This is a genomic window from Streptomyces sp. CWNU-52B, assembly GCF_047444975.1.
Classification (GTDB): Bacteria; Actinomycetota; Actinomycetes; order Streptomycetales; family Streptomycetaceae; genus Streptomyces.
This window is the reverse complement of record NZ_JBLFJV010000058.1, coordinates 1-12452: the sequence shown is the minus strand read 5'-3', so window position 1 is coordinate 12452 and position 12452 is coordinate 1. Positions and strand designations below refer to the sequence as shown.

Sequence of the window (12452 nt, the reverse complement as noted above, 5' to 3'; positions counted from 1 at the left end):
CCGCCCGGCCGTCCAGCTCACCCCCTCCACCGCGCTCACCTTCCTCGGCGGCGGTACCGCCGTGGTCCTGGTCGTCGGCGCGGTCCTGGTCTCCCTGCTCCTCGCCGTCGCCATCACAGCCGCCTCCGTGGCCGTCTGCGCCGTCGTCACGCGCTCTCTCCTCACCAAGCGCTGATCTCGCCGGCTCCACCCCGGTCCGACCCTGCCCATGCTGTCTAGCCCCCTGGACGGCATGGGTGGGACGGACGGAACCCACGCCTCTCACCGCTTCCGCCCCTCCCAAGGAGGAAACCGCACATGCACCCCGCGGCTCCCACCAGAGCCCTACGCCAACTGGCGACCCTCGCCCAGCACGGCGACCTGAGCACCTACGCACGACAGATCCAACGTCTCGGCGGCTGCGAGCAGCCGGTACGGATGGAGGGCCACCGCCTCGACGTCCACGCCGCGACGGGCGAGATCGTCCGGGAAGTCATCGACCGCCACCTTCCCGCCGGACAACTCCTCATCCGCTGCAACAACCGCCGCGCCACACGATGCGCCTCGTGCGCCGAGGTCTACCGCAAAGACACCTTCCACCTCGTCACGGCCGGACTCGGCGGCGGCAAAGGCATCGGCCCGGCCGTCGCCCAACACCCCCGCGTCTTCGCCACCTTCACCGCCCCCTCCTTCGGCCCCGTCCACAACCGGCCCTCCGCCGGACGCTGCCGCTGCGGACACACCCACCCGGACGGCGACCCCGCCCTCGGTACGCCTCTGAACCCGGACCGGTACGACTACCGCGCGGCCGTCCTGTGGAACGCCCACGCGGGCGCCCTCTGGGCCCGCTTCACCACCTACCTGCGCCAGCAACTCGCCGCCCGCGCGGGCATCAGCCGGACCGAACTGCGCCACTGCCTCAAGGTCTCGTACGCCAAAGTCGCCGAGTACCAGCGACGCGGAGCCGTCCACTTCCACGCCGTGATCCGCCTCGACGGCCCGGAAGGCGCCGAGGCCACCCCGCCCACCTGGGCCACCACAGAACTCCTCACCGACGCCATCCGCACGGCGGCACGCCTCGCCGAGACCCCCGGCCCCGACCTCGACAACCGCCCGTACGTCTTCCGCTTCGGCGAGCAGCTCGACATCCGCCCGATCCGCTCCGCCGACTTCGCGGGCACCTCGGAGCTGTCCAGCCGCGCCGTGGCGGGCTACATCGCCAAGTACGCCACCAAGGGCGCCGAAACCGCCGGCACCCTCGACCGCCCCATCCGCAACCCGGTCACCGACCTGATCGGCACCGACGTCACCGACCACGCCCGGCGCATGATCCTCACCTGCTGGCGCCTCGGCGCGCTGCCCGAACTCGAAGACCTGCGCCTGCGCAAGTGGGCCCACATGCTCGGCTTCCGCGGCCACTTCTCCACCAAGTCCCGCGCCTACTCCGTCACCCTCGGCGCCCTCCGCCAGGAACGCGCCGACCACAACGAAGCCGTATCCCGCCAACGCGCGGCAGAGGCGGGCCACCCGCTACCCGACCCGGACACCGTCCTGGTCCTCTCGCACTGGCGCTTCGCCGGTACCGGCCTGACTGCCGCTGAGACCTGGCTGTCGGCGTCTCATCACGCCGCTGCTCCATCGGAAGGAGAGCCGACCAGTGGCTGACCGCTACCTCACCGTGGCGCAGGTCGCCGAACTCCTCGGCACCACGGAGCGCTTTCCGCGGCGCCTCATCGCGGAGCGACGCATCACGTTCGTCAAGGTCGGTCGCCACGTGCGCATTCCGGAAAGCGCGGTGGGTGCCTTCATCGACGCGCACACGGTGCAGCCGGTCGGGCAGCGTGGCGGCATGCTTCGGAGGGCTGCCTGATGGCCAATAAGCAGGGCAAGCGTCGAAGTTTCGGAGCCGTTCGTCAGCTCGCGTCCGGCCGGTGGCAGGTCCGCTACCGCGATCCGGGGACGGGCCTTCTTCGCCCGGCCGAGAAGACGTACGAGACCAAGACGGACGCCCAAGTCGCGCTGACACACATTGAGGCGGACATTACGCGCGGGCAGTGGGCGGACCCGGATGCCGGTGCCGTGAACTTCGCCGACTACGCCACGGCGTGGCTGCGGGATCGGAAGCTGGCCGATCGTACCCGGGAGCGGAACGAGTCGGTGATGCGGCTGCACATCGTCCCGACCTTCGGCGCGGGCTCCATCGCCGACGTCTCGACCGCCCGGGTACGGAGCTGGCGCGGCAAGCTGCTCGCTGCCGACGTGGGGGAGCCGACGGTTGTCAAGGCGTACCAACTCTTGCGTGCCCTGATGAACACGGCCGTGGACGACGAGATGATCCGCCGTAACCCGTGCCGCATCAAGGGCGCGGACAGCTATGACGTGCCCGAGCGGCCCGTGTTGTCGGTGGCGGAGGTCTTTGGCGTGGCTGACTCCATTGCTCCGCGCTATCGGCTCCTCGTCGTCTTGGCCGCGTTCACGACTCTGCGCTTCGGCGAATTGGCCGCGCTACGACGTAAGGACATCGACTTGGCCGGCCGCGCGGTCGTCGTCCGGCGTGCGCAGGCCGAGCTACAGAACGGGCGCCTCTTCGACAAGGCGCCCAAGTCCGCGGCGGGGGTCCGTACGGTCTCGTTCCCCGCTGAGCTGGTGGATGAGATCCGGCGACACCTGGAGCACTACGCCGCCGCGGGGCAGGACGGCCACCTGTTCGTTGGTCCGCAGGGCGGGCAGCTCCGGCGGAGCAACTTTCGGGATGACTGGGTCAAGGCCAGGAAGGCGGCCGGTGTCTCGGACGAGCTGCATTTTCACGACCTACGGCACACGGGCAACACGCTGGCCTCCACGGCCGGAGCCAGCACACGCGAACTGATGACGCGCATGGGACACAGCAGCTCGCGCGCCGCGCTGATCTATCAGCACATGACCAGCGACCGGGACAGAACCATCGCTGATCGGCTGGGCGCCATGATCCGAAAGGAAGGTGGGGGAGGGGTGTCGGGCGACTCGGAAGAGGGCTCCGAAGGGACGTAGTGGCACGCGTGTGGCACGGTGCCTGAAACAGACCAGGGCCAGCCTGGGAGGAAAACCCTCCTGAGCTGGCCCTTTGCGCTGTGCCCCCGGCAGGATTCGAACCTGCGACACCCGCTTTAGGAGAGCGGTGCTCTATCCCCTGAGCTACGAAGGCCGGGGCTTGTAGAAAACCTTAGAGAAGATCCAAGAGTGGATCTTCGGTGAGGATCACAAGCCCACTGGTCAGATGTGGTGCGATGCTCTCTGCACTGTCACCAGAGCAGACGATACAACGTACTAACGACCGACCAAGGACAGCGTAGCGGATGCGCGCCGAGGAGGGTCCTCCATATAGAGGCAGGAGAGCGGGACGGCGATCTGGAACGCCTCTGAACTGCTGTTTTTGTGGTGAGTGGTGGCTGTCGGTGGGCGTTCACGGCGTACTGTGAGCGGGTTGCGCGCAACAAGTGCCCCGATGCGGTGAACGAGACATGAAGTACCCGCTCGCCGGCGGCAGTCAGGAGTCCGTGCCGATGCAACGGTGGGACAACGCAGGAGTGATACGGCTGCAAGCCGCCCTTGTCCGGGGCATGCTGCGGTTCACGGCGACCCCTTTGGGGGGCGGCCCTGTCGTCCGAGGGGTGCTTCCCGTCTGGGACGGACGAGTCGTGGCGAGAGCGGTCGTCTGGGACGGCCGTGATATCGGGACCTCGGTGGCCTACGACCTGCCGCTGGTGGACCGGCACGGTGACAACACCCCTGTCTCCGCACTGGCCGCTGCTCTGCGGCAGACCGTGCGAATGCGGCACGAGTCCGACGTTCCGTGCACGGCAGTGGACCCCGACCATGATGGCGACCGCGTCCGCGACGGGCACGGCATTCCCGTTGTGGGTACGGAGGAGGTGGCGCGGCTTTTGGAGGCTGGTCCGGAGTTCGATCTCACGGACGCTCTTCACGCGGCCGTCGCGGGGATCGTCCCGCCCGGAGAATCCGAACCCGCCGGGAAGCTGGGCGTGTGTGGCTTCCTTCTCCTTGACCAGCGCAAGGCGCGTCTCTATGTGGCTGGTGAGGGGCTACCGGGGGTGATCGGCCTCGACGTGTCGCTTTGCGATGAAGAAGGAACTGTGGCCGTAGGCGTCACCGGTCTGGCCGCCGCTCTTCCCTCTCTCATCGCCGACGATCAGTTGGAATACAACCCCTCGGACGCGGTGGACCCATATTGCTCGGAAGTATTCGACCTGACCCACTGGTAGCACTTGGACAGGTCCTCTTCAGACGTTGCAGCTTTCTTCCGTAAGTCGCTGACCAGGGACAGCTTTGCGGATGCACGTCGGCGACGGTCCTACGCCGGGGGGAAGGGGATAGACCGTCACTTGGCGCCGAGGGATGCCGCAGAGTGTCGTTCCGTCTGTCAAGGCGTGCTCCAGAGCCGGGCCACCTGTCTCCCGGCATGCAGCGAAGGGCGTCGGGGCAAGCCCGAGCGTGAATTTGAAGGATCGGGGGCGGTGACCAGGCTGCTGCATGGCCACCACCCTCGCCTGTGGCAACGACCACGGTGAAGTCAAGGAGACATGTCCTAGGTCCGAGTCGCGTGCCTCGGCTGGAGAACGCTGCCCAGGGATTCCTCGCGCCATCGCTCCAGGTACGCGTGGAAGGCGGACGCGCCGTGCGGGTAGGCGGACGGGCCGTTCGGGCGGCCGCCGCCTTCGCGGTTGTAGTAGCCGGGGGTGCATTCGGCGTGGAACCACTCGTGGTCGGGGGCGCCCTCGGCCAGGACGGCCCGCCAGTCCTCCTCGGCCTCGCGGGACGGTTCCACGAGCGCGCCCTTGGCCTCGGCGGCCGCGACGAGGGCGGCGCCGTGGACGGCCTGTTCGTCCAGGATGTGGGTGTAGTTGACGCTGCTGGCGTTCTGCAGGGATCCCATCATGATGAGGTTCGGGAAGCCGTTGCTGGTGAAGCCGTGCAGCGTGCGCGGTCCTTGCCGCGCCCACCTGTGCCGCAGCTGGACACCGTCCCGGCCGTGGACGGGAAGGCGGCCGGACAGGATTCCGGAGGTCCCGACGGAGAATCCCGTGGCGAAGATCAGGCAGTCGAGCTCGTACTCGGTGTCGCCGACCACCACTCCGTGTTCGGTGACGCGCTCGATCCCGTGGGTGTCCGCGGTGTCGACCAGCGTGACGTTCTCGCGGTTGAACGCCGGGTAGTACAGGTCGGAGAACGTAGGCCGCTTGCACGCGTACCGGTACCAGGGCTTGAGCCTCTCCGCCGTGTCCGGGTCGGCGACGGTCTGCTCGACACGGGCGCGGAGCTCGTTCATCTTGGCGGCGTCGGAGATCTCGTACGCGGCTTCGAAGGCCGTGCGGTCGCCCTGGCGGCGGAAGCTCGGCAGGAGCTTCTCCAGGAGGCCGGCCGACGTGGTCCAGCGGTCCGACACGAGGTCCTGTTCGACCGGCTCGCCGGAGATGATGCGGAGGAAGTTGGCGCGGCGCTCGGCCGCCCAGCCCTCGCGGTCGGCCCCGACGTCCGCGGCGGTGGTGCGGCGGTTGGCGCGCACGTCCACGCTGGACGGGGTGCGCTGGAAGACGTAGACGTGTCCGGCGTCCCTGGCCAGCATCGGAATGGCCTGGACCCCGGTGGCTCCGGTGCCGACGACCCCCACCCGCTTGTGCGCGAGACCGGTCAAGCCGCCGTCCGGGGCGCCGCCGGTGTACGCGTAGTCCCACCGGAACGTGTGGAACGTGTGCCCCTTGAAGTCCTCGATGCCGGGGATGCCGGGGAGTTTCGGATCGGACAGGGTGCCGGTCGCGGTGACGACGTATCCGGCGTGGAACGTGTCACCGCGGTCGGTGGTCACCGCCCAGGTCTCGGATGCCTCGTCCCAGGTCAGTGCGGTGACCGCGGTCGAGAAGAGGGCGTCGGAGTACAGGTCGAACTGCTGCGCGATCCGTACCGCGTGGCGGCGGATCTCCTCGCCGGGGGCGTACTTCCACTCCGGTACGTATCCGGTCTCGTCGAGCATCGGCAGGTACACGTGCGACTCGACGTCGCAGTGGATGCCCGGGTACCGGTTCCAGTACCAGGTGCCTCCGAAGTCGCCACCCTTCTCGACGATCCGGACGCGCCGTACGCCCTGCTGCCGCATCCGTGCCCCGGCCAGGATGCCGCCGAACCCACCGCCGATCACCGCGACGTCGACGGTGTCCCGCAGCGGTTCGCGCTCGGCGGGCTCCCCGGCGTACGGATCGGTGGCGTAGTAGCCGAACTCGGTCTCGGCGTCCCGGTATTGGCTCGCGCCGTCGGGCCGTACGCGCCGCTCGCGTTCCTGGTGGTACCGCTGCCTCAGCGCGACGAGCTCCTCGGGGGACGGCGCTTGAGGGGGCGTCATGGGGGGTGTCATGTGGGGGGACCTCGTCCTGGGGGTCGGAGACCGCCCCGGACCGGGCGGCCGTCGGCTACGGTAACCCCAACCGGACAATGCTGTCCGGTTGGAGGGCGGGTGCACCGCGACATCCGGCCAAGGGACGGAGTTCGCGCCTCAGGAAGCCTCAGGAAGCCTCAGGAAGCCTCAGGGGGCCTCAGGGGGCTTCGGCAGGCTTCGGAAAGCTTCAGGAAGGAGCACGCGAGCCGCCGTCTGGACGCCGGCGGTCCGGTACCCCCCACCTCCACAGCCGCCCCCCACTGGCGCCCGTACCGCCACGGACAGGAAGAGTGATCTCCATGCAGCGACCCTCGATCCGGACACTGGCCGGCTTCACCGCCCTCGGCCTGCTGGCTCTCACCGGGTGCGGTACCGCCACCGTCGCCTCGCGTGGTCATGAGGGTGACCCGGGGGCCTCTTCCGGCGGCGCGGTCAGGACCATCCGCGCGCACAAGGTCATGCAGCTGACGCAGACGCACGAAGAGACCGGAATGACGCTGCTGGAGGGCCCGACCTTCGGCGACGACGGCGGCCTGTTCGTCGTGGATGTCACCGCTCCCGCCGGCGAGCCCAAGGTCATGCGCGTCGACGTCGGGAAGAAGACCTCCCGGGCGGTCCACACCGACAGCCGGGGGGCCTACACCTCGGCGCAGTTCAGCCCGTACGACGGACGGCTGTACCTGACCGACTACGCCCACGGTGAGATCGTGAGCCTGGCCCCGGACGGCAGCGATCCGCGGACCTTCTTCTCCGGCAAGGTGGACGGGGCGCAGATGAACCCCGACGACCTCGCCTTCGACAAGAGCGGCAACCTGTACGTCAGCGACTCACGCGGTCTGTCCGAAGGCGTGGAGGACGGACGCGTGGTGCGGATCGGCCGCGACGGTACGAAGGCCACCGTGCTGGCGGAGGGACTGGCCGCGACGAACGGGATCTCCTTCGACGAGGCCTACCGCGGGCTGTGGATCAGCGAGCTCACCCAGAACCGGATCTCCTACCTCCGCCTCGACGCGGACGGCGGCGTGACGTCGCGGCACACCGCCATCCGTGTCGACGGCGGTATCGCGCAGACCGACTCGATCGCCGTGGACGCGGACGGAAACCTCTACCAGGCGCTGCACGGACGGCCCGCGATGGTCGTGTACGACCGCGGCGGTGAGCGTCTGGCCAGGATCGAGATTCCCGCCGGTGCCGCGGCCGCGGGGCTCGAGTCGGCGACGAACGTGGCGATCACGCCGGGCGGGACCACGGCCTACATGACCGTGAGCGGGCCCGCCGGGGGGTATCTGTACACCTTCGACGCGCCGGCCGAAGGCATCCGGCAGTCCAACGGCGGCTGACAGGGACTGCCGCCTGCCGCTGCTGCTTGCCGTCGCCGCTGCCGTCGCCGCTGTCGGCCTCCGACATCGGCTCACGGGCCTCATGGCCTCACGGTCGCCCGCACAGCCTCATGGCCTCATGGCCTCATGGCCTCTTGCGTCGACCCCTCGAAGGGCCGCACCGGTCCCACCTCGATGCCCAGCAGTCGCCAGGCGGCCAGTGCCCGGCGTTCCCGCTCCTGGCGGGCGGGGCCGGTGACCGCGCCGGAGACCATGGCGACCGCGAGCATGAGTTCGTCCGTGCCGCCGAGCCGGTGGCCGGCCGGCAGGTGCCCCCGCAAGGCGCGTTCGACCCGCTCGGACAGGGCCACCGCGTGCGCCCGGATCTCGGAACGGTTGTCGGAACGGTTGCCGTCCTTGTCGGCGTGCAGGAGGCCGATGAACGCCGCCGACTCGGTGAGATGCCATGTCACGACACCGAGGACCCCGGCCAGGGTCGCGTGCTCGGCGGCCGCGGCCTGCTCGACCTGCCGTACGTTCTCCTCCAGCACCGCGGTCTCCAGCGCCGCCCTGTCGGGGAAGTGCCGGTACAGGACGCCTTGTCCGACCCCGGCCCGGCGCGCGACCGCGGACAGCGGGGCGTCCAGGCCGTGCTCCGCGTAGATCTCCCGGGCGGCGGTGATCAGGGCGGTGCGGTTGCGCGCGGCAGCCTTCGGTCCGTCGTTCGCCGGCCGCCGCTCGTCCTGCGGGGAGTGCTGCGTCACGCTGGAAGCGTACCGGCCGACAGGTCGCGGGCCGCGGGGCTCGTACGCCGCCCCCGGGCGGGACCTCAGCGCCAGTCCGGGGTCCCCGACGCCGACGCCGGTGGGAGCGTGTTCTCGATCTTCGTCCGGGTCTCCCGCATGACCGCGACCACCCGGGCCTCGTGCTTCTCGTCGAGCCGGGCCACCGGGACCGAGCAGCTGATCGCGTCCGTGGCCGGGGAGTCGTAGCGCAGGGCGAAACCGAAGCCCGCGATGCCGGTCACCGTCTCCTCGCGGTCGACCGAGTAGCCGCGCTCGCGCACCTGTGCGAGGTCGGCGAGCAGGGCGGCGCGGTCGGTGTGCGTGTTCGCGGTGAGGGCGGCCAGTGAGCCGTCGGGGACGGGCAGCCCGTCGTCGGGCCGCTCGGCGAGCAGCGCCTTGCCGAGGGCTCCCGCGTGGGCCGGGATCCGGCGGCCGACCCTGCTGATGGTGCGCAGGTACTCGTGGGACTCGCGGGTCGCGAGATAGACGACGTCCGGGCCGTCCAGCCGGGCCAGGTGGATCGTCTCGCCGAGCGCGTCCGAGGCCTCGTCGAGGTAGGGGCGCACCGCGCGGACGTGCGGATCGCTGTCGAGGTAGCTGGTGCCCGTGAGCAGGGCGTGGATCCCGATGCCGTAGAGGGACCCCGTCGTGTCGGAACGCACCCAGCCGCGGTCGATGAGCGTCTGCAGCAGCTGGTACATGCTGCTGCGCGGTACGTCCAGCTCCTCGGCCAGTTCGTCCAGGCGGGCGGGCCGGTCGCCGCGGGTGGCGAGGAGTTCCAGCAGCGCGACCGTACGGGCCGCCGACTTCACTTCGCGGACTCCGCTGCTCTCCGGCATGGCCTCATCGTAAAACGCGGTGTCACACCCATTGACCACGCCGGTTCACGGACCTAGCCTCCGTTCCCATACATGTACTCCATCTGCATATGGAGATGGAAGTGGAGATGGAGTTCGGTCTGACGGGCCCAGCACCCCAGCAGCTAACCAGCCCACCAGCCCAGCAGCTCAACAGTTCAAAGGGGAACTGCCATGCCTCTGCTCGTAGTCGGGATCAGCGTTCTGGTGCTGCTGTTCCTGATGACCCGGACGAAACTCAACGGCTTCGCCGCACTGCTGCTCGTGGCGGTGGGCGTGGCCCTGGTCCGGGGCATTCCGGTGGCCGACATCCCGGACATCCTCTCGGAGGGCATCGGCGGCCAGATCGGCGACACGATGCTCACCATCGGGCTCGGCGCGATGGTCGGCCGGGTCATGGGGGACTCCGGCGCCGCCCAGCGGATAGCCGGCAGGCTGCTTGACGCCTTCGGGCCGCGCTGGGTCCAGGTGGCGATGGTGGTCACGTCGATGCTGATCGGCGTGACCATGTTCTACGAGGTCGCCTTCATCATCATCGTGCCCATCGCGTTCACGCTCGTCAGGGTCACCGGGGCGAACCTGCTGTGGGTCGGCCTGCCGATGTCGATCGCCCTGTCCACGATGCACAGCTTCCTGCCCCCGCACCCCGGCCCCACCGCGGTGGCCGCGACCTTCCACGCCTCCGCCGGGCACACCCTGTTCTACGGCCTGTTCATCGCCGTCCCGGTCGGCGCGTTCATCGCCCTGCTGTGGCCGCGGCTGCCGTTCATCAGGGCCATGAACCCGTCCATCCCCAAGGGCCTGGTCAGCGACCGCGAGTTCGAGGACGAGGACATGCCGGGCCTCGGCTGGTCGCTGTTCGTGGCGCTCTTCCCGGTGGTGCTCATCGCGGGCGCCGCGGTGATCGACATGGCGGTCGCGGGCGACAGTCCGTTCCTGCACTTCGTCGCCTTCATCGGCGCGGCGCCGATCGCGCTCATGCTGACCCTGGTCCTGGCGATCTGGGCCTTCGGCCCGCGCATCGGCCGCAGCCTGGCCGAGGTCAACGCGTCCTGCACCTCGGCGGCCCAGTCGATGGCGATGATCCTGCTCGTGATCGGCGCGGGCGGCGCGTTCAAGAACGTCCTCGTCGAGGGCGGGATCTCCGACTACATCAAGGACGCCACCGACACCTGGACCGTCTCGCCGATCATCCTGGCCTGGCTCATCGCGGTCATCCTGCGGGTCGCGCTCGGCTCGGCGACCGTCGCCGTCGTCACCGCCTCCGGCGTGGTGCTGCCGCTCCTCGCGGGCAGCGGGGTCCATCCCGAGATCATGGTGCTCGCCGTGTCCTGCGGATCGATCGCCTTCTCCCACGTCAACGACCCGGGATTCTGGCTGTTCAAGGAGTACTTCAACCTCTCGGTCGTCGAGGCGATCAAGGTCCGCACCACCTATACGACGGTGCTCGCGGTCCTGGGCCTCGGCGGCGTCCTGGCGATGGAACGGGCCCTCGACATCCTCAGACTGTGAACACCGAGCCCTGTGAACACCGAACGCCGAACACCCCTGCGCCGGTCCCGGTGCCGGCCCCTCCCGCTCCACCGCCCTCCCGTCCTCCCGCAGACAAGGACTCCGATACGTATGAGCCAGCCGACCGTCACCGAGTTCGCCGTCTACCCCGTCGCCGGCCGCGACAGCATGGAACTGAACCTCTCGGGCGCGCACGGCCCCTACTTCACCCGCAACATCGTGGTCCTCAAGGACTCCGAGGGCCGTACGGGGCTCGGTGAGGTGCCCGGCGGCGAGAAGATCACCGGGACACTGCGGGACGCCGAACCCCTGGTCGTCGGCGCGAAGGTGGGCGACTACAAGCGCGTCCTGCGCACGATCGGGGACCGCTTCGCCGACCGTGACACGGGCGGTCGCGGCGCCCAGACGTTCGACCTGCGCACCACCGTGCACGCCGTCACGGCCGTCGAGTCGGCGCTCCTCGACCTGCTGGGCCAGCACCTCGACGTACCGGTCGCGGCGCTCCTCGGAGACGGCCAGCAGCGGGATTCCGTACGGGTCCTGGGGTACCTCTTCTACGTCGGCGACCCGGGCCGCACCGACCTGGAGTACGTCCGTGAGCCCGACTCGGACGTCGACTGGTACCGGGTCCGGCACGAGGAGGCGCTCACGCCGGCGGCGATCGTCCGGCAGGCCGAGACCGCGTACGACCTCTACGGGTTCCGGGACTTCAAGCTCAAGGGCGGGGTGCTGGCGGGCGCGGAGGAGGTCGAGGCCGTACGGGCGCTCAAGGGCCGTTTTCCCGGGGCGCGGGTCACCCTGGACCCGAACGGGGCGTGGTCGCTGCGCGAGGCGATCGAACTGTGCGAGCCGCTGGTCGGCACGCTCGCCTATGCCGAGGATCCCTGCGGGGCGGAGGACGGTTACTCGGGGCGGGAGATCCTCGCGGAGTTCCGCCGGGCGACCGGGCTGCCGACGGCCACCAACATGATCGCCACGGACTGGCGGCAGATGACGCACGCGCTGGCGCTCCAGTCGGTGTCCATTCCGCTGGCCGACCCGCACTTCTGGACGATGCAGGGGTCTGTGCGGGTGGCTCAGCTGTGCAACGCGATGGGGTTGACCTGGGGGTGCCACTCCAACAACCACTTCGACATCTCGCTCGCCATGGTCACGCACTGCGGGGCGGCGGCGCCGGGGGAGTACAACGCGCTGGACACGCACTGGATCTGGCAGGAGGGGCTGGAGCGGCTCACCGTCGCGCCGCCTCGCATCGTCGACGGGGAGATCGCTGTGCCTGATGCCGCCGGGCTGGGTGTCCAGGTGGACATGGACCGGTTGCTCGCGGCGCATGAGCTGTATCTGGAGAAGGCGTTGGGGGCGCGTGACGACGGGGTGGGGATGCGGTATCTGGTGCCCGATTGGCAGTTCGACGCGGGGAGGCCCTGCCTGGTGAGGTAGGACTCCGTCGGGTGCGGTTGTGTGTGCGCGGTGTTGTGTCGGGTGCGGGTGCGTCGTGGCTGGTCGCGCGGTTCCTCGCGCCCCTGGGGTGGGTGGGGGTTGGGGTGGTGTGTTTGGTGTGGGTCGGGTGTGG

The 12452-nt window shown here is 69.6% G+C and carries 10 protein-coding genes, 1 tRNA gene and 1 pseudogene; 8 read left to right on the top strand and 4 right to left on the bottom strand.

Features of this window, described 5'->3' with window-relative positions; translation table 11 throughout:
* The 4 genes and pseudogenes from ACLVWQ_RS37285 to ACLVWQ_RS37270 form a co-directional block, all read left to right on the top strand.
* Positions 1-175, top strand: a pseudogene (locus tag ACLVWQ_RS37285) (SpdD-like protein); the annotation flags it as partial.
* 122 nt (positions 176-297) lie between these two features.
* On the top strand, positions 298-1644 hold the full coding sequence (locus ACLVWQ_RS37280; RefSeq protein WP_414113730.1) for a replication initiator: 1347 nt from the start codon (positions 298-300) through the stop codon (positions 1642-1644).
* On the top strand, positions 1637-1849 hold the full coding sequence (locus ACLVWQ_RS37275) for a helix-turn-helix domain-containing protein (RefSeq protein ID WP_414113729.1): 213 nt from the start codon (positions 1637-1639) through the stop codon (positions 1847-1849). The genes ACLVWQ_RS37280 and ACLVWQ_RS37275 overlap by 8 nt, the downstream gene beginning before the upstream one ends.
* Positions 1849-3009, top strand: coding sequence for a tyrosine-type recombinase/integrase (locus ACLVWQ_RS37270; RefSeq protein ID WP_414113728.1), 1161 nt, complete (start codon positions 1849-1851; stop codon positions 3007-3009). Before ACLVWQ_RS37275 ends, ACLVWQ_RS37270 begins: the two co-directional genes overlap by 1 nt.
* Before the next feature lie 81 nt (positions 3010-3090).
* Here ACLVWQ_RS37270 and ACLVWQ_RS37265 read toward each other — a convergent pair.
* Positions 3091-3163 (bottom strand) — tRNA-Arg (locus ACLVWQ_RS37265).
* A 538-nt stretch (positions 3164-3701) separates the two neighbouring features.
* Here ACLVWQ_RS37265 and ACLVWQ_RS37260 point away from each other — a divergent pair.
* Positions 3702-4241, top strand: coding sequence for a hypothetical protein (locus tag ACLVWQ_RS37260; protein WP_414113727.1), 540 nt, complete (start codon positions 3702-3704; stop codon positions 4239-4241).
* Positions 4242-4564: 323 nt separating this feature from the next.
* Here the strand turns inward: ACLVWQ_RS37260 and ACLVWQ_RS37255 are convergent, their stop codons facing one another.
* A complete protein-coding gene (locus tag ACLVWQ_RS37255; RefSeq protein ID WP_414113726.1) occupies positions 4565-6373 on the bottom strand; it encodes a flavin-containing monooxygenase in 1809 nt (602 codons plus the stop codon).
* Between the two features lie 332 nt (positions 6374-6705).
* Here ACLVWQ_RS37255 and ACLVWQ_RS37250 point away from each other — a divergent pair, with 332 nt between their 5' ends.
* The gene (locus ACLVWQ_RS37250; RefSeq protein ID WP_414113725.1) at positions 6706-7746 is read left to right on the top strand and encodes an SMP-30/gluconolactonase/LRE family protein; all 1041 of its coding nucleotides are present in this window, start codon (positions 6706-6708) and stop codon (positions 7744-7746) included.
* Between the two features lie 116 nt (positions 7747-7862).
* Here the strand turns inward: ACLVWQ_RS37250 and ACLVWQ_RS37245 are convergent, their stop codons facing one another.
* On the bottom strand, positions 7863-8489 hold the full coding sequence (locus ACLVWQ_RS37245) for a TetR/AcrR family transcriptional regulator (RefSeq protein WP_414113724.1): 627 nt from the start codon (positions 8487-8489) through the stop codon (positions 7863-7865).
* A 65-nt stretch (positions 8490-8554) separates the two neighbouring features.
* Positions 8555-9349, bottom strand: a complete 795-nt coding sequence (locus ACLVWQ_RS37240) for an IclR family transcriptional regulator (RefSeq protein ID WP_414113723.1) — start codon at positions 9347-9349, stop codon at positions 8555-8557.
* Positions 9350-9541: 192 nt separating this feature from the next.
* Here ACLVWQ_RS37240 and ACLVWQ_RS37235 point away from each other — a divergent pair, with 192 nt between their 5' ends.
* The gene (locus tag ACLVWQ_RS37235) at positions 9542-10879 is read left to right on the top strand and encodes a gluconate:H+ symporter (protein WP_414113722.1); all 1338 of its coding nucleotides are present in this window, start codon (positions 9542-9544) and stop codon (positions 10877-10879) included.
* Between the two features lie 111 nt (positions 10880-10990).
* Positions 10991-12319, top strand: coding sequence for an enolase C-terminal domain-like protein (locus ACLVWQ_RS37230; protein WP_414113721.1), 1329 nt, complete (start codon positions 10991-10993; stop codon positions 12317-12319).
* Positions 12320-12452: the final 133 nt, after the last annotated feature.